The organism is Streptomyces sp. CNX435 (assembly GCF_059570575.1).
The window spans coordinates 72,574-99,525 of sequence record NZ_JCANTA010000008.1; the positions used below are offsets into that span (position 1 = coordinate 72,574).

23 protein-coding genes and 1 riboswitch are annotated in these 26,952 nt (G+C 73.0%); of the genes, 8 read left to right on the forward strand and 15 right to left on the reverse strand.

Going from position 1 to position 26,952, the window contains the following annotated elements; genetic code table 11:
* Positions 1 to 72: 72 nt before the first annotated feature.
* The gene (locus T328_RS16035) at positions 73 to 1,266 is read right to left on the reverse strand and encodes a glycosyltransferase family 4 protein (protein WP_496496716.1); all 1,194 of its coding nucleotides are present in this window, start codon (positions 1,264 to 1,266) and stop codon (positions 73 to 75) included.
* Positions 1,267 to 1,379: 113 nt separating this feature from the next.
* Here T328_RS16035 and T328_RS16040 point away from each other — a divergent pair, with 113 nt between their 5' ends.
* Entirely contained in the window at positions 1,380 to 2,675 is a 1,296-nt protein-coding gene (locus T328_RS16040) for a glycosyltransferase 87 family protein (RefSeq protein ID WP_496496717.1), read from the forward strand.
* Between the two features lie 37 nt (positions 2,676 to 2,712).
* Here T328_RS16040 and T328_RS16045 read toward each other — a convergent pair whose 3' ends face one another.
* The 4 genes from T328_RS16045 to T328_RS16060 form a co-directional block, all read right to left on the reverse strand.
* Positions 2,713 to 3,996 (reverse strand): hypothetical protein, encoded by a 1,284-nt coding sequence (locus T328_RS16045; protein ID WP_496496718.1) that lies wholly within the window; start codon positions 3,994 to 3,996, stop codon positions 2,713 to 2,715.
* 269 nt (positions 3,997 to 4,265) lie between these two features.
* Positions 4,266 to 5,303 carry a C40 family peptidase gene (locus tag T328_RS16050; protein WP_496496719.1) on the reverse strand — a complete coding sequence of 346 codons (1,038 nt, stop codon included), beginning with the start codon at positions 5,301 to 5,303 and terminating at the stop codon, positions 4,266 to 4,268.
* A 213-nt stretch (positions 5,304 to 5,516) separates the two neighbouring features.
* Positions 5,517 to 6,539, reverse strand: coding sequence for a C40 family peptidase (locus tag T328_RS16055; protein ID WP_496496720.1), 1,023 nt, complete (start codon positions 6,537 to 6,539; stop codon positions 5,517 to 5,519).
* A gap of 308 nt (positions 6,540 to 6,847) precedes the next feature.
* Complete coding sequence (locus T328_RS16060) at positions 6,848 to 8,206, reverse strand: NYN domain-containing protein (protein ID WP_496496721.1); 1,359 nt, start codon at positions 8,204 to 8,206, stop codon at positions 6,848 to 6,850.
* 179 nt (positions 8,207 to 8,385) lie between these two features.
* On the opposite strand from T328_RS16060, the gene T328_RS16065 reads away from it, so the two are divergent.
* The 6 genes from T328_RS16065 to T328_RS16090 all read left to right on the forward strand — a co-directional run bounded on the left by T328_RS16065 (position 8,386) and on the right by T328_RS16090 (position 14,067).
* Positions 8,386 to 8,667 (forward strand): Lrp/AsnC family transcriptional regulator, encoded by a 282-nt coding sequence (locus tag T328_RS16065; protein ID WP_496496722.1) that lies wholly within the window; start codon positions 8,386 to 8,388, stop codon positions 8,665 to 8,667.
* Between the two features lie 116 nt (positions 8,668 to 8,783).
* On the forward strand, positions 8,784 to 9,131 hold the full coding sequence (locus T328_RS16070) for a hypothetical protein (protein WP_496496723.1): 348 nt from the start codon (positions 8,784 to 8,786) through the stop codon (positions 9,129 to 9,131).
* Positions 9,132 to 9,134: 3 nt separating this feature from the next.
* Entirely contained in the window at positions 9,135 to 10,550 is a 1,416-nt protein-coding gene (locus tag T328_RS16075; protein WP_496496724.1) for a sensor histidine kinase, read from the forward strand.
* Entirely contained in the window at positions 10,550 to 11,242 is a 693-nt protein-coding gene (locus T328_RS16080) for a response regulator transcription factor (protein WP_496496725.1), read from the forward strand. The genes T328_RS16075 and T328_RS16080 overlap by 1 nt, the downstream gene beginning before the upstream one ends.
* Before the next feature lie 89 nt (positions 11,243 to 11,331).
* The gene (locus T328_RS16085) at positions 11,332 to 12,756 is read left to right on the forward strand and encodes an SLC13 family permease (protein WP_496496726.1); all 1,425 of its coding nucleotides are present in this window, start codon (positions 11,332 to 11,334) and stop codon (positions 12,754 to 12,756) included.
* Positions 12,757 to 12,846: 90 nt separating this feature from the next.
* On the forward strand, positions 12,847 to 14,067 hold the full coding sequence (locus T328_RS16090) for a glycerate kinase family protein (protein ID WP_496496727.1): 1,221 nt from the start codon (positions 12,847 to 12,849) through the stop codon (positions 14,065 to 14,067).
* A gap of 528 nt (positions 14,068 to 14,595) precedes the next feature.
* Here the strand turns inward: T328_RS16090 and T328_RS16095 are convergent.
* From T328_RS16095 to ctaE, 6 genes are all read right to left on the reverse strand, one after another.
* On the reverse strand, positions 14,596 to 15,981 hold the full coding sequence (locus T328_RS16095; protein WP_496496728.1) for an aminotransferase class V-fold PLP-dependent enzyme: 1,386 nt from the start codon (positions 15,979 to 15,981) through the stop codon (positions 14,596 to 14,598).
* A gap of 216 nt (positions 15,982 to 16,197) precedes the next feature.
* Positions 16,198 to 16,315, reverse strand: a riboswitch (SAM riboswitch).
* Positions 16,316 to 16,445: 130 nt separating this feature from the next.
* Positions 16,446 to 17,513, reverse strand: a complete 1,068-nt coding sequence (gene trpD, locus T328_RS16100) for an anthranilate phosphoribosyltransferase (protein WP_496496729.1) — start codon at positions 17,511 to 17,513, stop codon at positions 16,446 to 16,448.
* Between the two features lie 111 nt (positions 17,514 to 17,624).
* Positions 17,625 to 19,292: a cytochrome bc1 complex cytochrome b subunit gene (qcrB, locus tag T328_RS16105; protein WP_496496730.1), complete on the reverse strand. Its 1,668-nt coding sequence runs from the start codon at positions 19,290 to 19,292 to the stop codon at positions 17,625 to 17,627.
* A complete protein-coding gene (gene qcrA / locus T328_RS16110) occupies positions 19,289 to 20,359 on the reverse strand; it encodes a cytochrome bc1 complex Rieske iron-sulfur subunit (RefSeq protein WP_496496731.1) in 1,071 nt (356 codons plus the stop codon). Before qcrA ends, qcrB begins: the two co-directional genes overlap by 4 nt.
* Positions 20,356 to 21,168, reverse strand: coding sequence for a cytochrome bc1 complex diheme cytochrome c subunit (qcrC, locus tag T328_RS16115; RefSeq protein WP_496496732.1), 813 nt, complete (start codon positions 21,166 to 21,168; stop codon positions 20,356 to 20,358). The genes qcrA and qcrC overlap by 4 nt, the downstream gene beginning before the upstream one ends.
* 63 nt (positions 21,169 to 21,231) lie before the next feature.
* Entirely contained in the window at positions 21,232 to 21,855 is a 624-nt protein-coding gene (ctaE, locus tag T328_RS16120; RefSeq protein ID WP_496496733.1) for an aa3-type cytochrome oxidase subunit III, read from the reverse strand.
* A 145-nt stretch (positions 21,856 to 22,000) separates the two neighbouring features.
* Between ctaE and T328_RS16125 the strand changes: the two genes are divergently transcribed.
* The gene (locus tag T328_RS16125) at positions 22,001 to 22,414 is read left to right on the forward strand and encodes a hypothetical protein (protein ID WP_496496734.1); all 414 of its coding nucleotides are present in this window, start codon (positions 22,001 to 22,003) and stop codon (positions 22,412 to 22,414) included.
* Between the two features lie 25 nt (positions 22,415 to 22,439).
* Here the strand turns inward: T328_RS16125 and T328_RS16130 are convergent, their stop codons facing one another.
* The 4 genes from T328_RS16130 to ctaC form a co-directional block, all read right to left on the reverse strand.
* Complete coding sequence (locus T328_RS16130) at positions 22,440 to 23,693, reverse strand: L,D-transpeptidase (protein WP_496496735.1); 1,254 nt, start codon at positions 23,691 to 23,693, stop codon at positions 22,440 to 22,442.
* Between the two features lie 116 nt (positions 23,694 to 23,809).
* A complete protein-coding gene (locus tag T328_RS16135; RefSeq protein WP_496496736.1) occupies positions 23,810 to 24,208 on the reverse strand; it encodes a cytochrome c oxidase subunit 4 in 399 nt (132 codons plus the stop codon).
* Positions 24,205 to 25,953 carry an aa3-type cytochrome oxidase subunit I gene (ctaD, locus tag T328_RS16140; RefSeq protein WP_496496737.1) on the reverse strand — a complete coding sequence of 583 codons (1,749 nt, stop codon included), beginning with the start codon at positions 25,951 to 25,953 and terminating at the stop codon, positions 24,205 to 24,207. The genes T328_RS16135 and ctaD overlap by 4 nt, the downstream gene beginning before the upstream one ends.
* Positions 25,950 to 26,948 carry an aa3-type cytochrome oxidase subunit II gene (gene ctaC, locus T328_RS16145; RefSeq protein ID WP_496496738.1) on the reverse strand — a complete coding sequence of 333 codons (999 nt, stop codon included), beginning with the start codon at positions 26,946 to 26,948 and terminating at the stop codon, positions 25,950 to 25,952. The genes ctaD and ctaC overlap by 4 nt, the downstream gene beginning before the upstream one ends.
* Positions 26,949 to 26,952 lie beyond the last annotated feature (4 nt).

Below are 26,952 nucleotides of genomic sequence, written 5' to 3' on the forward strand. Positions count from 1 at the left end.
ACGCCCGCCGCGGGCCGGCGCCCCGGTCCGTACCGGGGCCGCGGTCCGTACCGTACGCTGCCGTCCCCGCCCTCACAGCAGCGACGTCAGCCGCTCCGCCAGCAGGTCCCAGCGCCACTGCTCCGCCACCCACGCCCGCCCCCGCGCCCCCGTCCGCGCGCGCAGCTCCGGGTCCCCCAGCAGCGTCACGATGCGCTCCGCCGCCTGCTCCGCCTGGCGCTCCGCGCCGCCGCGCACCACCCACCCGGTCTCACCGTCGAGCACCGCGTCCGGGGCCCCGCCGGAGTCGCCCGCGACGACCGGCAGCCCGGTCGCCGACGCCTCCAGGTAGACGATGCCCAGCCCCTCCACGTCGAGCCCGCCGCGGCGGGTGCGGCACGGCATGGCGAACACGTCGCCCGCGCCGTAGTACGCAGGCAGCTCCTCCCACGGCACCGCGCCGGTGAAGCGCACCGAGCCCGCGACACCGGTGGCCGCCGCCAGCTTCTCCAGCTCCCCGCGGTACGGTCCGCCGCCGACGACCAGCAGCACCGCGTCCGGCTCCGCTGCCAGGATCCGGGGCATCGCGCGGATCAGGGTGTCCTGGCCCTTGCGCGGCACGAGCCGGGAGACGCAGACGACGACCGGCCGGTCCGCGAGCCCGAGGCGGGCACGTACGGCGGCGCCGCCCGAGCCGGGATGGAACTCCTTCTCGTCGACGCCCGGCGGCAGTTGCACCATCCGCGCGGCGGCCTCGGAGCTGAGCGCGCGGGCGATCCGGGAGCGGGTGTACTCGCCGAGGTAGGTGAGCGTGTCCGCCGACTCGCCGATGCGGCGCAGCAGTTGCCGGGCGGCGGGCAGCTGGGCCCAGCCGGCCTCGTGGCCGTGCGTGGTGGCGACGACCCGCTCGGCGCCGGCGCGGCGCAGCGCCGGCGCCAGCAGCCCCAGCGGCGCGGCGGCGCCGAACCACACGGAGCGGCAGCCGCGCGCGCGCAGCAGGCCCGCCGCGCGGCGGGCGACGCGCGGGGTGGGCAGCAGCATCGTGGCGCGGTCGCGGATCACCTCGTACGGCTGGCGGGCGTCGAAGTCCCGGGTAGCGGCGCGGCCTTCGGCGTCCCGCTTCCAGGTGGAGGCGTAGACGACGACCTGGTCCGGGTCCAGCCGCAGGCACATGCTGTGCAGGAAGTTCTGGATGCCTCCGGGGCGGGGCGGGAAGTCGTTCGTCACGACGAGCGTCTTGCGCGGTGGCCTGTGCGTAGGCGGCTTGTGCGTCGGTGCTTTGTGCATCGCGGCGACAGTACCGGTGCCGGTGCCGGCCGCGTCGGGCTCCTGCGGCCGGGCGGAGCCGTGTCGTAGTGTCGTCGGACGGACGGACGTGGGGGCGGGGCGGAGGTCGAGCGATGGCACGGGGCGCGGCGCCGGTCGCGGCGTGGGTGCTGACCCGCGTCGGCCTGCTGCTGCTCGTGCTGAAGGTGGTGACGCTGCCCGGCCCGGACGTCACCAGCGACGTCGAGGTGATCTACCGCGGCTGGTACGAGGTGCTGCGCACCGGCACGTTCCCCGTCGGCGACGTCAGCTGGCAGTACCCGCCGGGCGCCGCGCTCGCGGTCCTCTCCCCCGCGCTGCTGCCGTTCCTCGGCTACGCGTCCGCCTTCTTCGCGCTGGCCTGCGCCACGGACGCGGTGGTGCTGGCGCTGCTGCTGCGGGCCGGCGGCGGCGCCGGGAGATCACGGGCGGGGACGTGGTTCTGGGTGGCCGGCGTGCCGCTGCTGGGGCCGACCGCGTACGCGCGCTACGACCTGATGGTCACCGCCGTCGCCGTCGCGGCGCTGCTCGCCGCGGCCCGGCGGCCGGCGGTGGCCGGGGCGCTGGCCGGGTTCGGCGCGATGCTGAAGGTGTGGCCGGTGCTGCTGCTGCTCGGCGCGGCGCGGGGGCGCACGACGCGGCTGTGGTGGGGCGCGGCGGCGGTTACGGCCGCGGTGCTGGCGCTGGCTTCGGCCGTCGCGCTGCCCGGCGCGTTCGACTTCCTCACGGCGCAGCGCGACCGCGGCACGGAGGTGGAGTCGCTGGGCGCGCTGGTCTTCCACGTCGGCCGGCACCTCGGCTGGGACGGCACGGTGCAACTGCACTACGGCTCCATGGAGTTCCTGGGGCCGGGCGTCGGCCTGGTCAGCGACCTGGCGCTGGGGCTGTCGGCCCTGGCGATGGGGTGGCTGGTGCTGTGGCGGCTGCGGGCGCGGGAGTTCACGGCGACGACGGCGTGCGAGGCCGCGTTCGCGGGGACGCTGCTGTTCACCACGACGAGCCGGGTGATCAGCCCGCAGTACCTGATCTGGCTCGTCGGACTGGCCGCCGTGTGCCTGACGCTGCGGGCGGCGCGGATGGCGCTGCCGGCGGGGCTGGTGCTGGCGGCGACGGGGGTGACGCTGGCGGAGTTCCCGGTGTGGTTCGGGGAGGTCGTGGGGAGCACCTGGACCGGGATCGCGCTGCTGGTGCTGCGGAACGGGCTGCTGGTCGCGGCGACGGTGGTGGCGTGCGTACGGCTGTGGCGGTCGACGGTGCCGGGGCCGGAGCCGGGGCGGCGGGCGCGCGGCGGGGACGCCGGAGTGCCGCGGCAGCGGGGGCGTACCGCGTCGGCGGGCTCGGCGTCCACCTCGGCCTCGGCCTCGGCCTCGGACGAGATGCTGACGTGGTGACCGCTCCGTAGCCAGACGTTCCGCGCCCCCTGGACCTTCAGCCCAACTCCCTCTTCAGATACGCCCGCCACCTCTCGGTGAACTCCCCGATCCCCACGCCCAGCTCCGCCCGCAGTGCCGGGCCGACCGCCTGCGCGCGCGACTCCGCGGCGCCCACGGCCCGGTAGAGCGCCACGAGCCGGTCGGCACCCCACTCGTCCACGACCATCCGGCAGGCCAGCCAGGCTTCGCCGTACGCCCGTGCCAGCCGGTCGGCGGCGGCGCCGCGGCCGAAGTCGCCGTCGGCGGGCAGGTCCCCGGGCAACCGGCCGGCGGCGACGGCCCGGGCCAGCTCCGGCGCGCCCGCGCGCGGGCCGCGGCCGGCGCTGCGGAAGCCCACCCAGTCCGCGAAGCCCTCGGAGAGCCAGAGGGGAGTGGCGGGGGTGGTGTGGGCGCGGGTGGCGACGTGGGCGGTCTCGTGGGTGAGGACGATGCGTCGGCCGAGGGCGCCGAGGGTGTCGTACGCCTCGGGGTTGACGAGGACGCGGTCGGCGGGTGCGCTGTGCTGGTCGTTTTCCTGGTCGTTGTTCTGGTCCGGCCCGGTGCCGGTGTCTGAGCCGGTGCCGGTGCCGGTGCGGCCGGTGGTGACGGCGGCGATGCCCGCGTAGTCCGTGGGTCCCGCGCCGAGCAGCTCCCCCATCGCGGCCTGCGACGCGGGCACCAGCACCACGACGCGGCGCGCCCAGTCACGGCCCCACGCGGCGGACACGTCGGGCACGGCGCGGTCGGCGACGGCGGCGATGTCGCGCAGGCCCGCTTCGGGGCGGCCGACGCCGAGCACGAGGCTGTGCGTGCCGCGTACGACGGTCATGGGGCCCTGCTCCCACGGCTGCGGCCGGTTGCCGGGCGCGGGACCGGCGACGTACCAGCGGCTGTCGCGGCGTACGAACTCCAGCCGGCGGTCGGCGGTCACGTCGCCGGGGTCGTAGCCACGGAGGCGGTAGGTCAGCCTGACGTCGGCGGTGGCGTGGCCGGCGTCGGCGGGCACGGGGTCGTCGAGGCGGAGGTTCCAGGCGGCGAGCGGGAGGGCGTCGAGGTTGCGGAAGGCGGTGCGCTGCTGTCGGCGGTACGGGTCGGCCTGCGGGTCGACGGTGCGCAGGAACGCGGCCTCGTCGCCGTCGCGGACGGCGGCGGAGCGCTGCCGGAGGAGGGCGGCGACGGCGCGGGTGGCGGTGTCGTCGGCGGGCGGCTCGCCGCGGTCGCCGTCGCCGCCGCAGCCGGCGAGCAGGGCGCCGAGCAGCCCTGCGCAGAGCACCACAACCGCCGTCCGCACTCCCGCCACGCCCCGAGCGTACGTCGCCCCGGTCACGCGCGGGCCGGCGCGGGTGACCGGGCGGTTGTTGTCAGAGCGGCGACCTACCCTGGGGCGGGAGTGCGGGTGAGGTGCCGGGGCGGTTCTGTCAGAGGGGCGGCCTACCCTGGGGCGGGAGTGCGGGTGACGTGGGGGCGTGCCGGAATGCGCGGTTCGGGTACGTGCCGTACGAGGTGCGCACCGCGCCGCCACGAGGTACGCACCGCTACTCGCTACGCACCGCTACGCGGCCCGTGCCGCTACGGCCGCGTCACCGACGCCACCGGCATCATGCCCACCGGGTCGTAGCGCACCACCGCGCCCGGATACGGCGCGTGGACGACCTGCCCGCCGCCCACGTACATGGCCACGTGGCTGGCGTCCGCCCGGTACGTCACGAGGTCCCCCGGCCGCGCCTCGGGCAGCGGCACCTGGCGGCCCGCGTAGCGCTGCGCCTGCGACGTGCGCGGAATCGACACCCCGGCCCGGCCGTAGGCCCACTGCGTCAGCCCCGAGCAGTCGAACCCCGCGGGCCCCGCGCCGCCCCATACGTACGGGGCGCCGACCGCCCCGCGCGCCGCGGCCACCGCGAGCGCGCCGCGGCCGGAGGCGGGTGCCGAGCCGAAGTCGGGCGTCGACGCGGAGCGCGAGGCCCGGCCGCCGGCGTCGGAGCGCTCGTTCTCCGGCAGCGAGTTGAGGAGCCGCCGCGCCTGCGCCAGCCGGTCGGTGACCTCGTCCTTGTGCCGGGCCAGCGCCTCGCGCCCGCGCTCCAGTTCGGCGAGCGTGCCGCGGGCCCGTACGCGCTGCTGCTCCAGCCGGCGCTGGAGGCCGAAGAGTTGGTGCAGCCGACCGCTCTGCAGGTTGCCGATGCGCTCCAGGGTGGCGGCCTTCTCCAGATACCCCTCGGGGCTCTCCGAGAGGATCAGGGTCAGGTTCGGGTCGATGCCGCCGGAACGGTACTGCGCCCCGGCGAGCGAGCCGAGCGCGGTGCGCGTCCGGTTGATCCGGGCCAGGTCGCGGGCGGCCCGGTCCTGCAGCCGGGCCGCCGTGCGGCGCAGTTCCTCGGTGCGCTCCCTGGCCGCGTTGTACTTCTCGGTGGCCCGCTCGGCCTGGGCGTAGAGGTCGTGGACCCGCTCCCTGGCCTCGGCGTGGTCGTCGGGGGCCGCGAGGGCCGCGTCGGAGAGACCGGCGAGGACCGCGGGCGAGCCGGACAGCGTCGCCGCCACGGCGGCGGTGAGGACGCCGGCACGCAGCCGGCCGGCACCGCCGGGCCGGGTGGATCGTCGATGTGCTGACACGCGGCAGACAGTAACCACGTGACTACACGGCGACCAAGAACCGTCCCCCGGCGCGATTTCGGCGCGCGGGTGCCGCCGCAGGTCACCCGCAGGACGTTCGAAACGCGCGGGTTCGGCAATTCGCCCGAACGGGCGGCACGGTGGCACGCCCCGCCGTGAACCCGCCCCACCGCGGCGTGCGGCGGGGCGGCGTACGGCGGGACGAGGCGGGTGTCAGACCCGCGCGCCCCACATGAACGGCATATTCCCGACGGCCTCGTAGCGCACCACGGCGCCCGGCTTCGGGGCGTGGATGATCTGGCCGTTGCCGGCGTAGATGCCGACGTGGTGCAGGTCGCTGTAGAAGAACACGAGGTCGCCGGGCTGCAGGGCGCTGGCGGAGGATATCCGGGTGCCGACGTTGGCCTGGTCCTGCGAGATGCGCGGCAGCGAGACGCCGGCCTGCGAGAAGGCCCAGCCGGTGAGGCCGGAGCAGTCGAACGAGCTGGGGCCGGTGGCGCCGTAGACGTACGGGGCACCCAGCTTGGTCTGGGCCGCGGACAGGGCGGCGGAGCCGTGCGACGAGCCCGGGGGGACGTCGCCGAGGTCGACGCGGCTCTCCGCCTCGCGGCTGGCGCGCTGCTCCTCCTCGGCGAGCGCGGCCTGCTCCGCCGCGGTCAACTGGTTGAGCAGACCGCGGGCCTTGCTCAGCTTGTCCTGGACCTTCTTCTTCTGGGAGCCCAGCTCCTTGCGGGTCTCCTCCAGGTCCTTGAGCTTCGCGCCCGCCTCCTGGCGCTGCTGCGCGAGGCTGCGCTGCTTGTCGGCGATGCGCTCCAGCGACTCTGCCTGCTTGCCGCTGACCCGGTCCATCGTGGACGCCTTGTCCAGGTAGGTGTCCGGGTCGGCGGAGAGGAAGAGCTGCACCGAGGGGTCGATGCTGCCGCTGCGGTACTGGGCGGTGGCGAGCGAACCGAGGCCGTCGCGGAGGTCGTTGAGCTCCTGCTGGCCGCGGGCGGCCTTGTCCTGCAGCTCCTCGACGTCCTCTTCGAGCTTGCCCTGCCGCTCCTTGGCGCCGTTGTACTTCTCCGTGGCGGCCTCTGCGTCCTCGTACAGGTTGTCCACCTGCCGCTTGACGTCGTCCTTGTCGGGGGCGGCTTGCGCGCTCTGGGTGGAGATGGCCACGGCGGCGGCGGCGGTCGCGGTGAAGACGGTGACCCTGGCCCGGTTCGGCTGCTTCGGTCGACGGTGGGACGCCACGAAGGCGAGCTCCTCTTCCTTCAGCCGCCCGACCGTGGCTTTGGGGACGCCCCGGTACCGGCGGGACCTTCGCCATCGCCCCGGTTGAGCGACCGACAGCACGAAGGTTCGACGCCAGAGACTAACGATGCTCGGGTGATCCGTTCAAATCCCTCCGGGAAAAAAGTCCCCCCGAAGCGCGTTTCTTTACTCACATCACACGGCCAGTAGTCACTGTTCGACAACGAGTTGGACTCGGAGCGGCGAACTGTCCCCACCCGGCCGAGACGGCCGTGATGTCCGAACTCGCCCTCGTTTCCTCCGGGTTGTCAGCTGCGCGCGAGCCGTTTGAGGAGCAGCGCGGACGACACGGGGCGGGCGCCGGCGGCGGCGACGCCGTCGGCGACCTCACGGTCGGCGGAGACCACCACGACCGGACGGCCGGTGGGCTCGGCCCGTACGAGCCGGCGGATCAGCTCGTCGGCGGTCTCGCCCGGCTTGCTGAACAGCACCCGCACCCCGCGCGGCGGCGCGAGCAGCACCGGCGCGGCCAGCTCCGCGCCGTCGAAGACGCACGTCACCTCGGCGCCCGTCTGCGCCGCGAGGCCGGCGAGGCCGCCGAGGAGGCGCAGGCGCTGCTTCTCCAGCGGGAGGGTGGGGTAGCCGGTCTTGGTGACGTTGTAGCCGTCGACGACCATGTGCGCCTGCGGCAGGGCGAGCAGTTGGTCGAGGAGCGCGGGGTCGGTCGCGGACAGCGCGCGGGCGGCCACGTCCTTCGGCGACATCGTGCCGGGCTCGACGGCGCGGACGGTGTCCGCGGGGCTCATCCGGGCGGGTGGCAGGGCGAGTTCGCGGCGGAGCCCCTGGGCGGCGTCGAGGACGGTGTCGAGGAGGAGCCGTACGCGCATGTCCTCCACGCTGCGCCCCTCCCGGGCCGCCCGGCGGCTGGCCTCCAGGCCCGACTCGGCCTCGCCGAGGCGGGCGCGCAGCCGGCGGGCCTCGCTCTCGGCCGCGGCCAGCTGCGCCGCGGCCTCGTCGCGGCCGGCGGCGCTCTCCTGCTGCAGCTTGCGCACGGCGGCCTCGCCGCGCTTGACGTCGCTGAGCGCGCTGCGCAGCCGGCGGTGCAGGCCCTCGTTCTCGCGCCGCAGCGCCTCCAGTTCGTGGCGGGTGCGCTCGGAGTCGGCGCGCGCGGCGGCGCGGGCCTCGGAGAGTTCCGTACGCAGCCGGGCCAGCTCGCGGGCGGCCTCCTCGCCGGCCCGCTCGGCGCCGGCGCGCTGCTCCTCCTCGCCGGCGGTGGCGATGAGCTTGACCCAGCCCGCGGGGCGCAGCATGTACGCGAGCGCCGCGACGTCCACCGGCTCCGCGGCGGCCGGCGGGCTGCCGTCGCGCAGCGCGGCGGCCAGCTCGGGCTGGAGGCCGGCGGCGCGCTCGGCGATCCGCTCGCGGAAGGCGGCGTCGGTCTCCAGCGCGGCGGCGATCGCGTTGCCGGCGAGCTTGACGCGGCGGGACGGGGTGAAACGGGCGTACTGCCGCAGCTGCACGGGCAGCTCGGCGACGGTCAGCCCGCCGAAGCAGTCGTCGGCGAGCGTGATGATCCGGCGGCGCACTCCCTCGGGCAGCGGGCCGTCGAGCACCTCGGCCGCGCCCTCCTCGGAGGAGACGCCCGGGCCTTCCCTCGGCTCCACCACCGGTCACCTTTCCGCCGCAAGCGATCCCCGCGGCTTCGGCCGGGCCGTCCGGCGCCGGCGCCGGCCCGGCGCTCCGCCCGTCGTCGCAGGCCGTGCCCCCACCCTACGACCTGGAGCGGGGTCTACGGCAGGCAGATAGAGTGAGCGCCGCACGCGGGTCCGAGAGGGAGAGCGAACACATGATCACTGCGATCGTTCTGATCAACACCGACGTGGACCGCATTCCCGAGATCGCGGAGTCGATCGCCGCTATCGACGGGGTCAGCGAGGTGTACTCCGTCACGGGGGCGCACGACCTGATCGCCCTCGTCCGGGTGGCGCGCCACGACGATCTGGCCGACGTGATCCCGGGACGGATCAGCAAGGTCCCGGGCGTAGCGTCGACGGAGACGCACATCTCATTCCGTACGTACTCGCAGCACGACTTGGAAGCCGCGTTCGCCATCGGGCTCGAGGAGTAGCGAGCGGTAGCGCGGAGAAGCGCAGAGTAGCGCGGGATGCGTTCGGGGGCGTAGATGAAGAATCTCTCATCCGTCCTTCACGCTGCGCCGCCGGCACCGGCCGCAGGCTCGGACGCATGGCATTCTCGCAGCGCATGGCCGCACTGATCGCGGTCGTGGCGATCCCGCTGGGCGTCGCCGCGACCAGCTACGCCCTGACCGACGACCCGGAAGAGCCGGCCCCGCCCTCCCGGGTGGAGATGGAGAGCGGCACGTCCTCCCCGCCGGGTTCCTCCCCGCCGGGGTCCACGCCACCGGGGTCCACCTCGCCCTCCCCCGAGGGCACGCCGAGCGACGAGGTCGTCTCCCCGCCGCCGGTACGCGACGGGCCCTCGACGGATCCGTCCGGCAGCGCGGGCGACGACGACGGTGACGACACCGGCGACGACAGCGGCGGCGGCAACGACGATGACTCCGATGACTGATCGATGATCTCCGCGCGCGCCCGCATCCTGCTCTGGCTGCTGGTGGTGATGACGGTGGCGCTCGCCGCCGTCGCCGGCACCACGCGGTCCATCCTGCTGCGCGACCTGGACCACCGGGTGGACCGGCTGCTGGCGCAGGAGACGCGGGAGTTCGCGAACCTCTACGAGGAAGGCGTCGACCCCGAGACCGGCCGCCCCTTCACCAGCCCGCGAAGGCTGCTGTGGGTCTTCCTGCAGCGCCAGTACGCGGACCCGGACGAGGAGCTGCTCGGCCTGGTGGGCCGGTCCGAGCGGGGTCCGGCGCAGCTCGTACAGCCCCGGGACCTGACGGTGACCCGGCCGCTGGAGGCCGACTCCGCGGGCCGCCGGGAGATCTTCGAGTCCGCGGACCGCACGGGCACCCTCGGCCGGCCCTCGGGCGAGGTGCGCTGGGCCAAGGTCGGCATCGGCGCGCCGGAGGAGCCGGACGCGGCGGCGTTCGTCGTCGCCATCCACACCGAGCGCGAACGCGAGCAGGTGGGCGACGTGTTCACCATCATGCTGGCGATCTCGGCGGTGGCGCTGGTGCTGATCAGCGCCATCGGCTGGGCGGTGGCGGGCCGCATCCTCGCGCCCGTACGGCTGGTCGGCGAGACCGCGGCGCAGCTGACCGAGCAGGACCTCACCCGGCGGATCCCGGTGCGCGGGCGCGCCGACCGGGACGAGACGGCGGCGCTGGCCGCCACGTTCAACGCGATGCTGGACCGGCTGGAGCGGGCGTTCGCCGCGCAGCGGGAGTTCGTCGACGACGCCGGGCACGAGCTGCGTACGCCGATCACCATCGTGCGCGGGCACCTGGAGCTGATGGGCGAGGACCCGGCGGAGCGCGAGGAGACGCTGCGGCTGGTCACCGACGAGCTGGACCGGATGACCCGGATCGTCGAGTACCTGCTGCTGCTCGCCAAGGCCGAGCGGCCGGACTTCGTCCAGCCGGAGCCGGTGCAGCTGGCGGAGCTGACCGCGGACGTGTTCGTGAAGGCCAGGACGCTGGGCGAACGGGACTGGGAGCTGGGCGAGGTCGCCGACGGCGAGGTGCGCCTCGATCCGCAGCGCGTCACGCAGGCCATGGTGCAGCTCGCCCAGAACGCGGTCCAGCACACCGCGCCCGGCGGGCGCATCCGCATCGGCTCCCGGGTCGCCGACGGGCACGTCGAGCTGTACGTCGCCGACGACGGCCCCGGCATCCCCGCGCAGGACGCCGACCTCATCTTCGAACGCTTCCGCCGCGGCACCGCACGCCGCGGCTCCCGCGGCGGCGGCGCGGGCCTGGGCCTGGCCATCGTCAAGGCCATCGCCGAGGGCCACCGCGGCCGCGTCGGACTCAGCCCCACCGAAGGCGGCGGGGCCACCTTTACGCTGATCCTTCAAGGGAGTCTGTGATGAACCGCATTCTCATCGCCGAGGACGAGGAGCGCATCGCCTCCTTCGTGGAGAAGGGGCTGCGCGCCAACGGCTTCACCACCACCGTCGCAGCCGACGGCGACGCCGCGTACGAGTTCGCCCTCACCGGCGGCTTCGACCTGGTCGTCCTCGACATCGGGCTGCCGGGCCGGGACGGCTTCACCGTGCTGCGCCAGCTGCGCGAGGCGCGCTCGACGGTGCCGGTCATCGTGCTCACCGCGCGGGCGTCGGTCACCGACACCGTCGCGGGCCTCGAAGGCGGCGCCGACGACTACATGACCAAGCCGTTCCGCTTCGAGGAGCTGCTCGCCCGGGTACGGCTGCGGCTGCGTACCGCCGCGCGGGCACCGGAGGTGACGGTGCTGCGCAGCGGCGACCTGTCGCTCGACCTGCGTACCCGCAGGGCGCAGGCCGGCGGGCGCATGGTGGACCTGACCGCCCGCGAGTTCGTCCTCCTCGAACTCTTCCTGCGCCACCCGGGGCAGGTGCTCTCGCGCGAGCAGATCCTCTCCCACGTGTGGGGCTACGACTTCGACCCGGGCTCCAACATCGTGGACGTGTACGTACGGGCGCTGCGCAAGAAGATGGGCGCCGAGCGGGTGGAGACCGTACGCGGCATGGGCTACCGGCTGCCCACCCGCCGATCGGATGAACAGGAGTTGTCGCGGTGACACCCTTTCGGGTGACGCCGGAGTAAAAGGTGAAATCTCCTTAATCTTCGGCTCATTGAAGGCTCACCGCCGCCGCCGACGCTGAAGGTGTGAGTCTCTCCCTGCGCCAGGCCGCGACGCTGTGCGTGGCCCTCAGCATCTGCGCCCTGCTGGCCGTCCCGGGCAACGCCCCCGGGCTGAGCACCGACGGGCGCCTGACCCTCGCCGTGTTCGCCCTGGCGACCTGCGCCTGGATCGGCACGCCGATCGACGACACGTTCATCGCGCTGGGCGCGGGGCTCGCGCTCGTCGTCACCGGAGTGCTGGACAGCGAGACCCTGTTCGGGACCCTCGGTGACGAGACGGTGTGGCTGCTGATCTGCGCGTTCGTGCTCGCCGCCGCGGTGGCGGGTACGGGCCTGGCGGGCCGGGCGGCGGCGTTCCTGGTCACCGGGGCGCGCTCCGTACGGCAGCTGGTGCACCTGACGACGGCGGCCCTCGTCGTCACCGCCTTCGCCGTGCCGGCCACGTCCGGCCGGGCGGCGCTGGCGCTGCCGGTGTTCCTGGCGCTGGCCAAGTCGCTGGGCGAGCGGCGGCGGCTGGTGGTGATGCTGGCGCTGCTGTTCCCCACCGTCATCCTGCTGTCGGCGGTGGCGACCCTCATCGGGGCCGGGGCGCACCTGATCACGGTGTCGGTGCTGTGGGAGGCGACCGGGGAGCAGATCGGCTTCACCGAGTGGCTGCTGCTCGGGCTGCCGCTGGCGATCGCCACCGCCCACCTCGCCGCCGAGGTGGTGCTGCTGACGACGACGAAGCGCGCGGACCGCAAGGGCCCGGTGCACCTGACCGCCGAGCAGATACAGGAGCACACCGAACAGCCGGTCACCGGGCCGCTGTCGCAGGCGGAGGCGCGCTGCGCGCTGCTGCTCGGCACGGTGGTGGTGCTGTGGTGCAGCGAGCCGCTGCACCGGGTGCCGCCGGCGGTCGTGGCGCTGATCGGCGCGGTGGTCGCGGCGTCGCCGGCGATAGGGACCGTACGGCTGAAGGACGCGCTGCGCACGGTGCCGTGGTCGCTGCTGCTGTTCATGGCGGCGACGATGGCGATGGGCATCGCGCTGTCGGAGTCGGAGGCCGCCGCCTGGCTGGTCTCCGGGCTCCCCGGCGGCTCCGCCGTGCCGGCGTGGGCGTTCCTCGCCGGGGTGGTCGCCGTGAGCACCGCCGCCCACCTCGTACTGCAGTCCCGCTCCGCGCGCTCCAGCGTGCTCGTCCCGCTGGTCATCGCCGCGGCGCTGGCCGCCGGCGTCAACCCCGTCGCCGCCGCCCTCGCCTCCACGGCGGCGGCCGGCTTCTGCCAGACGCTGCCCGCGTCCGCCAAGCCCGTCGCGCTCTTCTCGGACGTGCCGGGTGTGCCCACGTACACGCCGCGCGACCTGCTGCGTACGGCCGCGGTGCTGGCGCCGCTGACGGCGGCGCTGGTGCTGCTGTTCGCCCTCGCGGTCTGGCCGCTGCTCGGCGTGCCGGTCATGGACCGCTGACCGCCGACCTGCTGACCCGCTTACCCGCCGGCCCGCCGACCGCCCCGACCGCCCCGACCGCCGACCCTCTACACCCACGGGAGCCCTCTCATGCTCAACCGCGTCGTCGTCGCCCCCAGCGGCTTCAAGGAGTCCCTGTCGGCCGAGGCCGCCGCCGAGGCCATCGCCGAAGGCGTCGGCCGGGTGCTGCCCGATGTCGCCGTCGACCTGATCCCGCTCGTCGACGGCGGCGAGGGTACGGCGCAGGCGCTGGCCGCCGCCACCGGCGGGCGGCTCGTGCCGCTGACCGCCACCGGGCCGATCGGCGACCGGCTGGAGACCCACTTCGGGCTCCTCGGCGACGGCACCACCGCCGTCGTCGAGATGGCGGCCGTCGCCGGCCTCGCCCTCGTGCCCCGCCCTCGCCGCGACCCGGGCGGCACCACGACGTACGGGGTCGGCGAGCTGATCCGCGCCGCGCTCGACCGCGGCGTACGGCGCATCGTCGTCGGCTGCGGCGACTCCGGCACCTCCGACGGCGGTGCCGGCGCCCTCACGGCGCTCGGCGCCCGCCTCCTCGACGCCGACGGCCGCGACCTCGCCCCCGGCGGCGCCGCCCTCGCCCGGCTCGCGCGCATCGACACCGCGGGGCTCGACCCGCGGCTCGCGGCGACGGAGCTGCTGGTGGCCTGCAACCCGTACAACGTGCTGTGCGGCCCCCGCGGCGTCGCCCGCGTCTTCGGCCCGCAGAAGGGCGCGACGCCGCGGCAGGTGGAGGAGCTGGCGGACGCACTCGACCGCTGGGCCGACGTCCTCACCCGCGACCTCCCGGCCCCCGGCACGGACCTCCGCCGCGGCGCCGGCACCGGCGCCTCCGGCGGCCTCGGCGCGGGCCTCGCGGCCGTCGGCGCCCGTCTCCGCCCCCGCTTCGAGGTGCTCCTCGGGCACCTCGACCTCGACGCCCGGCTGGCCGCCGCCGACCTCGTCATCACCGCGGAGGGCGCCCTCGACCACCAGACCCCGCGCGGCAAGGTCCCCGCGGAGGTGGCGCGGCGCGCCAAGCTCCACGACCGCCCGGTCCTGGCGCTCGCCGGCACCCTCGGCGAGGGCGCGCACGAGATCCACGGCACGGGCGTCGACGCCTACGGCACCATCATCCCGGGCCCCATGGCCCTGCCCGAAGCGCTGCTGCGGGCCCGGGAGTTCCTGGCGGACGCGGCCGAGCGGACGCTGCGCATGGTGCTGATCGGCAGCGCGCTCGCGACCCGCCCGGCCGCCCCCGGCCACGCGGCGCCGGTGGCGCGGCAGCCGCGCGAGGGGCTGTCGTCGTAGGGCCGCGAGGGGACGGCGGGCACGCCGCGGCCGGTCCCGCGGCGGAGGCAGGGCCGCAGCACGCGATGGCGTCCCGCCGGGTGGTGTAGCCGGTCAATGGACCGGAACGTGCAGGTCACGCCGGTGCTTCGACCGGCCGGGGCACTCCCGGCGCCTGACCGGGCCATTTCGCGTGCGGTGCCCAGGGAGAGGTCACCGCGAGCCACGCACCGGAGGGCGAAGCGATCGCTTACGCCACCTCGCGGGACGCGACCCAGCACGCCGGCCAGGCCAGCGGCCAGGACCAGGACGCGAGGCAGCCGCGGGAACCGACCGGGCAGGTGCGTGTCATCCCGTGCGCGCCGGGGCGCTGCAGAGGAGCGGGACGAGCAGCGGGTACGCGCACGGACGTGCTCCTGGTCACGCCCACCCCGGTGGCGCGACGCGCACGCCGCCAGCCCTGCGCATCAGGGCATCCGAAGGGCGGGCGCACGGGCCGGACGTACGGGCGGGCATACCCACCCCGCACCCGGCCCCCGGACCCCGCGCTCAGGCCGCCGCCGGTTCCGCGCCGGAGGCCGGCACGCAGCGGCCGTCCACCGTGCGGTACGACCAGCGCGCCCCGTCGCGCACCAACGACCCCAGCGCCGCCAGGAACCGGTCCACATGCTCGTCCGGCGTACCCGCACCGAAGCTGACCCGCACCGCGTTCAGCGGCCGGTCCCCGTCCCCCGCGCCGCCCCCGCACTCGGCCGACTCGCCCGCCTCGCCTGCCGCGCCGAGCAGCGCCCGCACCAGCGGGTGCGCGCAGAACAGCCCGTCCCGCACCCCGATCCCGTGCTCCGCCGACAGCGCCGCCGCCAGGTGCGAGCCGCTCCAGCCGTCGACCACGAACGAGATCACCCCCACCCGCGCCGCGTCCGCGCCGAACAGCGACAGCACCCGCACCCCCGGCAGCGCCGCCAGCCCCGCGAGCACCCGCTCCACCAGCGCCCGCTCCCGCGCCACCAGCGCGTCGAACCCGGCCTCCGTCAGCGCCTTGCACGCCGAGGCGATCGCGTACGCCCCGATCACGTTCGGCGATCCCGCCTCGTGCCGCGCCGCCGTCGTCTGCCACTCGACGTCCACGCCCCCGCCCTCCGCGCGCTGGACCCGCCGGCTGGCGCCCCCGCCCGCGAGGTACGGCGGCGCCGCCCGGAGCCAGTCCGCCCGGCCCGCGAGGACGCCGGCGCCGAACGGCGCGTACAGCTTGTGCCCGGAGAAGGCCACCCAGTCCACGCCCAGGTCCGCCACGTCCACCGGGTGGTGCGGCGCGAGCTGCGCCGCGTCCAGGACCAGCCGCGCCCCGTGCCGGTGCGCCGCGGCGGTCAGCTCCCGTACGGGCCACAGCTCGCCGGTGACGTTCGAGGCGCCGGTGACGCACACCAGCGCCGGCCCGTCGCCGACCCGCGCGGCGAGCGCGGAGTCCAGCGCCGCCACGGCCTGCCCGGGGCTGGAGGGCGCGGGGAGCACGGTGACCCGGCCGGCCGCGGACCCGGCGTGCTGCCAGGGCAGCAGGGCGGCGTGGTGCTCGGTCTCGAAGACGTAGACCTCGGTCCCCGGCGGCAGCGCGGCGGCCAGCAGGTTGAGCGAGTCGGTGGTGGAGCGGGTGAAGACGACCTGGTCGTCGGGGCGGCAGCCGAGGAACCCGGCGACCGTCGCGCGGCTGGACTCGAACAGCTCGGTGGACAGCTGCGAGAGGTAGCCGGCGCCGCGGTGCACGCTGCCGTAGTACGGCGCGTAGGCGGCGACGTCGTCCCAGACGCGCTGCAGCGCCGGGGCGCTGGCGGCGTAGTCGAGGGCGGCGTACTCGGCGTCGCCGCCGGTGACGAGCGGCGCGCGGACCTCGCGGCCGAGGACGGGCAGACAGGCGGGGGTGAGCGTGGACGCAGACATGCGGAACTCCCGTGCGCAGGCGTGAAGATGCGGGCTGAAGAGGACGCGCGCGATGCCCCGATGACGGGCACGCGCGGCGGCGGCAGCGGGCCGGACAGGCCCCAGGGCCTCTCCGGCGGATCATCTCCGGGCCCTGATCCGCCGGAAAGGCCCTAGCGCATTCGCTTGCTCACGGCGGTGCTCCCTCGGCCGACCAGGACCCCTGGGTTCGCGAGGGGTCCGCGCTTGCCGCAGACCTCGCTGCCTGCGGCCCGGTCATCACCCGGGGCACCCCGCCACGGACGGAGGGTTGCCGGACAGCGGGCCGGGGCCTTGATCGCTGTCGCTCGTGACCTGGTCAGGAGTATGCGCACCGGAGAGTCCGCGGCGCAACCCGGTTGCCCGGACTGTCCGCAACTCGCCGGAAATGACCCGCGAATGAGCCGGGAATGACCCGCAAAGGACGTCCCGTCCCCCGGACCGCCTCAGCCGTTGCTGGTCGCCACCCAGCGCTCCAGCACCCGCCGCGCCGACCCGGAGTCGATCGACTCCGCCGCCCGTACGATGCCCGCCGCGATCCGGTCCGACAGCGGGCCGTCCGCGTCGGCGTCCAGGGCCGTGAGCGCCGCCGCCGCGTTGAGCAGCACCGCGTCACGCACCGGGCCGGTCTCGCCGGCGAGCAGCCGGCGGGCGACGTCCGCGTTGTACGAGGCGTCCGCGCCCCGCAGCGCCGCCACCGGCACCAGGTCGATGCCGACGTCCCGCGGGTCGAAGGTCTCCTGCCGCACCGCACCGCCGCGGACCACCCACACCTGGGAGGTGGCGGTCGTGGTCAGCTCGTCCAGCCCGTCGTCGCCGCGGAAGACGAGCGCGGACACGCCGCGCTCGGCCAGTACCCCGGCCATGATCGGCGCCATCCGGGCGTCTGCGACACCGGTGGCCTGCGCTCCGACCCGGGCCGGGTTGGTGAGCGGGCCGAGGAAGTTGAACGGGGTGGCCACGCCCAGTTCCTTGCGCATCTGCGCGACGTGCCGCAGCGCGGGGTGGAACTTCACCGCGAAGCAGAACGTGATGCCCGCCTCCTCGGCGACCTCGGCGACCCGCCCGGGGGTGAGGTCGAGGTTGACCCCCAGCTTCTCCAGCACATCGGACGCGCCGGAGGCGGAGGACGCCGCCCGGTTGCCGTGCTTGACGACCTTCGCGCCGGTCCCGGCGACGACGATCGCGGACATGGTGGAGATGTTGACGGTACGGGCCCGGTCGCCGCCGGTGCCGACGACGTCCACGGCCGGGCCGGGGACGTCGATGGTGTGGGCGTGCTCGTACATCGTGCGCACCAGGCCGGAGATCTCCGCGACCGTCTCGCCCTTGGCGCGCAGCGCGACCGCGAACCCGGCGATCTGCGCGTTGCTGGCCTCGCCCGACATGATCTGGTCCATGGCCCAGGCGGTGTCCTCGGCGCTCAGGTCCCGCCCGGCGATCAGCGCGCTGATGACGTCCGGCCAGGAACGCGCGGCCGAGCTGTCGCCTCCTGCTGCCGTCTGCACGCTCATGGCACACCGTCCCGTGGGTCGTCTCAGCTGTCGGGCGTCAGCCTATCGAGGGCAGAGTACGCCGAAGGGCCCCCGTCCAACTGCTGGACGGGGGCCCCTGCGGTGATCGGATCAGTGGCGGGCGGGCTCTTTGGTGCCCGCGGGCTCGTGGTGCCCGTGACCGCTGGTGATCTCCTCGTACTCGCGCCGGGTCGGCTTCGGGATCTGGCCGGCCTCGCCGTAGTAGCTCTGCGACAGCCGGGCCCGCAGCTTCTCCACCGGGTTCTGCTTGCGCACCACGCCGTTGTCGTCGACCGTGGGGCCGAGCTCCAGCGGGGCGTGCTGGTCGTGCGACGTGAGCTTGTGCAGTTCCTCCTGCGACAGCGGCTCGTGCACCTCGATGAACTCGCCGTGCGGCAGCCGCTTGATGATGCCCGTCTCCCGGCCGTGCAGGACCTTCTCGCGGTCCCGCCGCTGCAGCCCGAGGCAGATGCGCCGGGTGACCCAGAAGGCCAGCACCGGAGCGACGAAGAAGGCGATACGCACGAACCAGGTGATCGAGTTGATCGACAGGCTGAAGTGCGTGGCCCACAGGTCGTTGCCGCCGGCCATCAGCAGCACGAAGATCCAGGTCAGCCAGGCGACACCGAAGGCGGTGCGGGTCGGCACGTTGCGCGGGCGGTCCAGGATGTGGTGCTCGCGGCGGTCGCCGGTGACCCAGGACTCGAAGAACGGGTAGACCATCATCGCGATCGGGACGACGCCCACGAGCATCAGCGGGATGAACACCCCGAAGTTGATCGTGTATCCGCCCGGGATGACCATTTCCCAGCCGGGCATGAACCGGATCAGACCCTCGGTCCAGCCCATATACCAGTCCGGTTGGGCTCCGGTGGAGACCAGATCTGGTCGGTACGGTCCGAGATCCCAGACCGGGTTGATGGTGAACATCCCCGCCATCACCGTGATCACGCCGAAGACGAGGAAGAAGAACCCGCCCGCCTTGGCCACGTAGACCGGCATGAAGGGCGCGCCCACGACGTTGTCGTTGGTCTTGCCGGCGCCCGCGTACTGGGTGTGCTTGTGGTAGAAGACCAGGATCAGGTGGAGCACGAAGAGCCCCAGCATGATTCCCGGCACCAGTAGCACGTGCACCGCGAAGAATCTCGGGATTATGTCCGTCCCGGGGAACTCACCGCCCCAGAGAAAGAACGCCAGGTACGTGCCGATCACCGGAGTGGCCAGCGTCGCGCCCTCCATGAACCGGACACCGGTGCCGGAGAGCAGGTCGTCGGGCAGCGAGTAGCCGGTGAAGCCGGCGATGCAGCCGAGGACCAGCAGCGTGAAGCCGAAGAGCCAGTTGACCTCGCGCGGCTTACGGAACGCACCGGTGAAGAAGACGCGCATCATGTGCGCCGCCATGCCGGCGATGAAGATCAGCGCGGACCAGTGGTGGATCTGCCTTATGAGCAGACCACCGCGGACGTCGAAGCTGATGTCCAGCGTGGAGGCGTACGCCTCGGTCATCGTCACGCCGTTCATCGGCGCGTACGAGCCGTGGTACGTCATCTCCGCCATGCTCGGCTTGAAGAACAGCGTCAGGTACACACCGGTCAGCAGCACGATCAGGAAGGTGTACATGCAGATCTCGCCGAGCATGAACGACCAGTGGTCCGGGAAGACCTTGCGGAGGTTCTTCCTGCCGGCGGCGTGCAGCCCCAGCCGGCCGTCCGCCCAGTCGGCGACTCTCTCGCCCCTGCTCGGCGGGTTGCGGCGGGTGTTGGTCGTGGTGGTGCTCATCCGCGCTCCCAGAAGCTCGGGCCGACCGGCTCGTCGAAGTCACCGAGCGCGTAGAGGTAGCCCTCGTCGTTGACGGCGATCCTCAGCTGCGGCAGGGGGTGCCCCGCCGGGCCGAAGAGTACCTTGGCGCCGTCGGACAGGTCGAACGTCGACTGGTGGCACGGGCACAGCACGTGGTGCGTCTGCTGCTCGTACAGGCTGACGGGGCAGCCGACGTGCGTGCAGATCTTGGAGTAGGCCAGGATGCCCTCGTGTCCCCAGTCCGCCGACTTCGGGTCCTTGATGTCACCCGGGTGGATCCGGACGAGCATCAGGGCCGCCTTGGCGATTTCCTTGTTGAAGTCGTGGTCCTCTTCCTTCAGCCCCTCGGGCTTGGCGAAGGACAGCGAGCCGACGGTGATGTCGGCGGGGCGCAGCGGCTCGTCGGTGTTCATGTTGATGAGCAGCTTGCCCTTGCCCCACAGGGTGTGGCGCAGCTTGGTGCCCGGCAGCGGGCCCAGGTCGCGCAGCAGCACGATGCCGCTGAGCGGCACCAGCGTGAGCGCGCCGAGGAGGGTGCGCCGGATGAGCTTGCGGCTGCCGATCGCCGATTCCGCGGTGCCCTGCCGCCACTCGCTCTTGACGAGCGTCTTGGTCTCCTGAGTGGCCTCGATCGGGTGCCGCTCCTGGACGATCTCCTCGTCGGACATCAGCGTGCGCGACCAGTGGATGGCGCCGGCGCCGATGCAGAACAGCGCGAGGCCGAGGGTGACGCCCAGCGCGAAGTTCAGCGCGCTGATATGGCCGAGCGGGAAGATGTAGACGATCTCGTCGACGTCGATGGCGACGAACGCCGCGATGAAGGCGACGGTCGCCAGCATCGACACCGTGAACAGCAGGGACACGGTGCGCTCGGAGCGCTTGGCGGCCCGCTCGTCGATGTCCTGCTTGCGCGGCTCGTGCGGCGGCAGGCCGGGGTTGGCGAACGGGTCGCGCTCCTCGACCGCGACACCGCCCTCCCCGCCCTCCCGGACGGTCGGCAGGTGCTCGCCGTTGTTCTCGTTCTCAGAACCAGCCTGGCTACTCATGACTTCCTGGCCTTTGCAGTCCGGGCGGGGATCCAGATGGCGAGGACGATGAGGGCCCCGAGCCCGAAGACCCAGGCGAACAGACCCTCGCTCACGGGGCCGAGGCCGCCGAGGCTGAACCCGCCGGGCGACTTGGCCTCGTCCCCGCCGACCTCGTCGAGGTAGGCGATGACGTCCTGCTTGTCCTTGGGGGTCAGCAGCCTGTCGGGGAAGGACGGCATGTTCTGCGGGCCGGTCACCATGGCCTCGTACATGTGCTTCGGGTCGACGCCGTCGATGCTCGGCGCGTACTTGCCGTCCGTCAGGGCGCCGCCCTTGCCGGTGAAGTTGTGGCACTGCGCGCAGTTGGTACGGAACAGGTCACCGCCGCGGGCGACGTCGCCGCCCGCCGGGTCGTACTGGCTCTCCTCGGGCACCGCCGGACCCGGGCCCAGGGAGGCGACGTACGCGGCGAGCTGGTCGATCTCCTTCTGGGTGTAGATGGCCGGCTTCTTCGGCGCCTGGGCGCCCTGCTGCTGCAGGGGCATCCGGCCCGTGGAGACCTGGAAGTCCACCGCCGCCGCGCCCACGCCCACGAGGCTGGGGCCGTCGCTGGAGCCCTGCCCGCCGGTGCCGTGGCAGCTCGCGCAGCCGACCCGGTAGAGCTTCTGCCCCTCCTCGACGGCGAGGGACTGTGCGCTGGTCTCATCGGCCTGCGCCCTGCCCGAGGGAGCGAATGTGGCGTATAGCCCCCCGGTGGCCGCCAGCGCGATGAGTAGGACGACGAGCGCCGCCAGCGGATGGCGCCGTCGTGCGGAGAGCTTTTTCACGGATTACCCCGGTATCAGGATCTTCAGCGTCGGTGTTCTTCTCGGTGCCGGCTCCCCGGCCGGTTACTTGATCATGTAGATCGTGGCGAAGAGGCCGATCCAGACCACGTCGACGAAGTGCCAGTAGTAGGACACCACGATGGCCGCGGTCGCCTGCTGGTGCGTGAAGCGTCTGGCCGCGTAGGTACGCCCCAGGACCAGCAGGAAGGCGATCAGGCCGCCCGTCACGTGCAGGCCGTGGAAGCCGGTGGTCAGATAGAACACCGAACCGTAGGCGTCGGAGGAGAGCGTGATGCCCTCGTGCTCCACCATCTCCACGTACTCGGTGACCTGCCCGCCGATGAAGACGGCACCCATCATGAAGGTGACCGTGAACCACATCCGCAGCTTCTTCACGTCCCCGCGCTCGGCGGCGAACACGCCGAGCTGGCAGGTGAGGGAGGAGAGCACCAGGATCGTGGTGTTGCCGAGCGCGAACGGGAAGTTCAGGGCCTCGGCCTGGTCCTTCCAGTAGTCCGCACCCATCACCGACCGCAGGGTGAAGTACATCGCGAAGAGGGCCGCGAAGAACATCAGCTCGGAACTCAGCCAGATGATGGTTCCGACGCTGGTGAGGTTCGGCCGGTTGACCGACGGGTGCGCGTGCCCGGTCTCTACTGCTGCTGTTGCTGTCGCCACGTCCGACATTATGTCGGTCCCTTATCCACGCCTCACTCCGGGGGGTCCCGTTCGGAGTGTCAGGGCCCGCGGAGAGCCCCTGGGCTGCACCGCCGCATCCCGGGCGGAGTAGCATCCGCGGTGAGAGCGGTGCCCGAGAACCACCGGAGGAACGATGCAGTCGACGGCCGCAGCACCGGTCAACGTGCTGGTCTACAGCGACGACGCGAACACGCGCGAGCAGGTCCGGCTCGCCGCCGGCCGGCGGCCGGCGGTCGATCTGCCGCCGGTGGAGTACGTCGAGTGCGCCACGCTCCCCGCGGTGTTGGAGGAGCTGGAGCGGGGCGGCATCGACGCCTGCGTGCTGGACGGCGAGGCGGTGCCCGCCGGCGGCATGGGCGTGTGCCGGCAGATCAAGGACGAGATCTTCCAGTGCCCGCCCGTCCTGCTGCTCATCGGCCGCCCGCAGGACGCCTGGCTGGCCACCTGGAGCCGCGCGGAGGCCACCGTGGCGCACCCGGTGGACCCGGCGGCGCTCGCCGACGGACTGGCCGGCGTGCTGCGTACGCGGCTGGCGGTCGGCGCCTGAACGCCGGCGCTCCGCAGCCGGCGCCTCAGACCCCCGGCCGGAGGCGGTTGGCGTCGGCCGGGCCGCCCCCGTCGCGTATGCCGGGCGTGAGGGCGCTGCCCTGCTGCCACCTGGCCCAGGACAGGTTCCAGTCCCCGAAGCCGTTGCCGAACGGGGTCATGTCCTCGCCGTAGCTGTTGACGACCTCCACGATGTCGCCCGGCCGTATGGTCTTGAAGAACCACGCGGCGTCGTCGGTGCTCATGCCGGTGCAGCCGTGGCTGACGTTGGCGGCGCCCTGGGAGCCGACGGACCACGGGGCGGCGTGCACGTACTCTCCGCTCCAGGTGACCCGGGTCGCGTAGGACACCTGGAGGTCGTAGTCCTCGCCGGTGCCGCCGACACCTATGCTGGCGCCGGTCATCCGGACGAGCGCCTGCTTCTCCAGCACCACCTTCTTGCCGTTGCGGGTCTCGAAGCCCGCCTTGCCGGTGGTGACCGGGATGGTGTTGATCTGCTCGCCGTTGCGGTAGACGGTCATCTGGTGCGCGGCGGCGTCGGTGACCGCCTCTATTCGGTCGCCGATCTTCAGCTCGACCGGCTTCGCGGCGCCGGCGTAGACGCCCTCGCGTATCTTCACGCCCTCCAGCCGGCTCTCCAGCCGGACCTCGGCGCCCGTGGGCCAGTACTCCCTGGGCCGGTAGTGCAGCTCCTTGTCACCGGCCCAGTACCAGGCGCCCTCGACCCGCGGGGCCGAGGTGACCTTCAGCCCGCGCTCGACGACGGCCCGTTCCGGCTGGGTCTTCACCGCGCGGCTGAGCTTCACCGTGAGCGGCTGGCCGACGCCGTACGTGCCCTTGTCCGGACCCAGCTCCACCTTCATCGGCTTCTTGGCCTTCGCCGCCGAGGTGCGGTACGTCAGCCGCTTGCGGCCGGGCGCGCCGTCGTCGTTCTCCGTACTGACGTCGACGGTGTAGCGGGACCGGGCGGCCAGCGGCACGGTGCTGCGCCAGGTGTGGCCGTCGGCGGACAGCCGGCCGCGTATGTACCGGCCGCTCTCGTCCACGGCCGTGACGTCGGTGATGCGCGCCTGCCCCCGGGCGGTCACCTCCAGGTCGTCCGCCGGGTCGGCGAGCCGGGTGTCGCCGGCGAGGCCGGCCAGTGTTATTCGGCCGGCGGGCTCTCCCGGCTCCGCGGCCAGCGGATGCCCGTCGGCGCCGCAGGCGGCGAGGCCCGGGGCGAGGGCGACGAACAGCAGGGAACGGCTGGCCACCGTGCGGCGGCTGGGCGTTTGGCTCATGATCACACGCTAGGCAGGTACTCCGTCCGGCGCGCGGCGTGTGGGCCGAACGAGGGGGCCGCGGCACCCGTTCGGCGTGCCGCGGCCCCCTCGGCGGAGCGATGCTGTAGTGCGCGCTACTGGTTCTGGTCCGCTCCGCGGTAGTACTCGAAGACCCAGCCGTAGATGCCGACGAGGATCACCGGGATGGAGAAGTACAGCAGCCACCAGTTGAGGACGATGCCGAGGAAGGCGAGCGCCCCGCCGATGGCCAGCGACAGCGGCTGCCAGCTGTGCGGGCTGAAGAAGCCCAGCTCACCGGCGTCGTCGGCGACCTCCGCCTCCTTGTTGTCCTGCGCCCCGGTGTCGACCCGGCGGGCCGTGAAGACCAGGTAGTACCCGATCATCGCGGTCAGGGCGAAGGCCAGGAACAGCGCGGTGGTACCGACCGGCTCCTTCGACCAGTAGCCGTAGACGATCGCCGCGGCCAGGACGAAGGCGGCGAGCCAGCCGAACATGTGGCCCTGGATCTTCACTTCGCTTCCCCTTCGCTGCCGCCGCCGACGAGCGTCTTCTCACCGGCACCGTGGCCGCCGACCTCGGCCGCCGCGATCTCGGGATGGTGCAGGTCGAAGGCCGGCGATTCGGACCGGATGCGCGGCAGCGAGGTGAAGTTGTGCCGCGGCGGCGGGCAGGACGTGGCCCACTCCAGCGAGCGGCCGTAGCCCCACGGGTCGTCGACCTCGATCTTCTTGCCGTACTTGGCGGTCTTCCACACGTTGTAGAAGAACGGCAGCATCGACATGCCGAGCAGGAACGAGCTGATCGTCGAGAAGGTGTTCAGGGCGGTGAAGCCGTCGGCCGCGAGGTAGTCCGCGTACCGCCGGGGCATGCCCTCCGCGCCCAGCCAGTGCTGCACCAGGAACGTGCCGTGGAAGCCGATGAACAGCGTCCAGAAGGTGATCTTCCCGAGCGTCTCGTCCAGCATCTTGCCGGTGAACTTGGGCCACCAGAAGTGGAAGCCGGCGAACATCGCGAAGACGACGGTGCCGAAGACCACGTAGTGGAAGTGGGCCACCACGAAGTACGAGTCGGAGACGTGGAAGTCCAGCGGCGGCGAGGCCAGGATGACACCGGTCAGACCGCCGAAGGTGAACGTCACCAGGAAGCCGATGGCCCAGAGCATCGGTGTTTCGAAACTCAGTGACCCCTTCCACATGGTGCCGATCCAGTTGAAGAACTTCACTCCCGTTGGCACCGCGATCAGCATCGTCATGAACGCGAAGAACGGTAGGAGTACGCCTCCGGTCACGTACATGTGGTGCGCCCACACGGTCACGGACAGGCCGGCGATGGAGATCGTGGCGGCCACCAGGCCGATGTAGCCGAACATCGGCTTGCGGCTGAAGACCGGGATGACCTCGGAGATGATGCCGAAGAACGGCAGCGCGATGATGTACACCTCGGGATGGCCGAAGAACCAGAAGAGGTGCTGCCAGAGCAGCGCACCGCCGTTCGCCGGGTCGAAGATGTGCGCCCCGAACTTGCGGTCCGCCTCCAGCGCGAGCAGCGCGGCGGCCAGCACCGGGAAGGCGAGCAGCACCAGCACACCGGTGAGCAGCACGTTCCAGGTGAAGATCGGCATCCGGAACATCGTCAGGCCCGGCGCCCGCATGCAGATGATGGTCGTGATGAAGTTGACCGAGCCGAGGATGGTACCGAAGCCGGAGAGCGCCAGGCCCATGATCCACATGTCGGCGCCGACACCCGGCGAGCGCACCGCGTCGGAGAGCGGCGTGTACGCGAACCAGCCGAAGTCGGCCGCGCCCTGCGGGGTGATGAAGCCGGCGACGGCGATCAGCGACCCGAAGAGGTACAGCCAGTACGCGAACATGTTCAGCCGCGGGAACGCCACGTCGGGCGCGCCGATCTGCAGCGGCATGATCCAGTTCGCGAAGCCCGCGAACAGCGGCGTCGCGAACATCAGCAGCATGATCGTGCCGTGCATCGTGAACGCCTGGTTGAACTGCTCGTTGCTCATCACCTGCGAGCCCGGCCGGGCCAGCTCGGCGCGCATGAACAGCGCCAGGATGCCGCCGATGATGAAGAAGAAGAACGAGGTGGCCAGGTAGAGCGTGCCGATCGTCTTGTGATCGGTGGTCGTCAGCCACTTCACCACGACGTTGCCGGGATCACGGCGGCGTGCGGGCACCTCGTCCTCGTAGGCGTCTTCGGCCGCGCCCGCGGTCGCCGCACCCTGGGGTTCGTTGAGGATGCTCATTGCTCGTTGGTCTCCGCATTCCTAGCGGCGTCGGTCTGGGCGATGCCCGCCGGGATCGCCCCGGTCTGGCCCTTGGCGGCCAGCTCCTGCAGATGCTGCCGGTACTCCTCCGGGGAGACCACCTTCACATTGAAGAGCATCCGGGAGTGGTCCGCGCCGCACAGCTCGGCGCACTTGCCCATGAAGGTGCCCTCCTTGTTGGGGGTCACCTCGAAGACGTTCGTGTGGCCGGGGATGACGTCCTGCTTCATCAGGAACGGCACCACCCAGAAGGAGTGGATGACGTCCCGCGAGGTCAGCACGAACTGGACGGTCTCGCCCTTGGGCAGGACCAGCGTGGGGCCCGGGTTGCCGGTGTCCTCGTTCTCGCTGGCCGGCACGCCGTAGTCGTAGACGCCCTCGGCGCCCTTCGGCACGGCCCGGTAGTCCCGGTCCGGGATGGCGGCCAGCTCCTTGGGGCGCTTCGCCGGCGTGGCGGCGTCGCCGTCCACGTCCTCCAGGTAGTTGAAGCCCCAGCTCCACTGGTAGCCAACCACGTTGATGACGTGGTCCGGCTTGTCGGAGGTCTCCAGCAGCTTGCTCTCGTCGCGCGCGGTGAAGTAGAAGAACACCGCCACGACGATGAGCGGGACGACCGTGTACAGCGCCTCGATGGGCAGGTTGTACCGGACCTGGGCCGGAACCTCGATCTTGGTCCTGGAGCGGCGGTGGAAGATGACGCTCCACAGGATCAGCCCCCAGACCAGGACCCCGACGGCCAGCGCGGCCGCCCAGGAGCCCTGCCAGAGGGAGAGGATCCGCGGCGCCTCCTCCGTGGCCGGCGAGGGCATGCCCAGGCGGGGGAAGTCCTCGGAGGTGCAACCGGAGAGGGTGACCAGGACCAGTCCCGCAGCCAGCGCCTGCGGCAGCCTTCGCCGCATCATGCGCCGCGGCGAGCGGGTACCTCCCGCGGCTGCCGTGTGGCCGCGGGGGAGGTCGGAGCCGTTGTGACTCACGTAG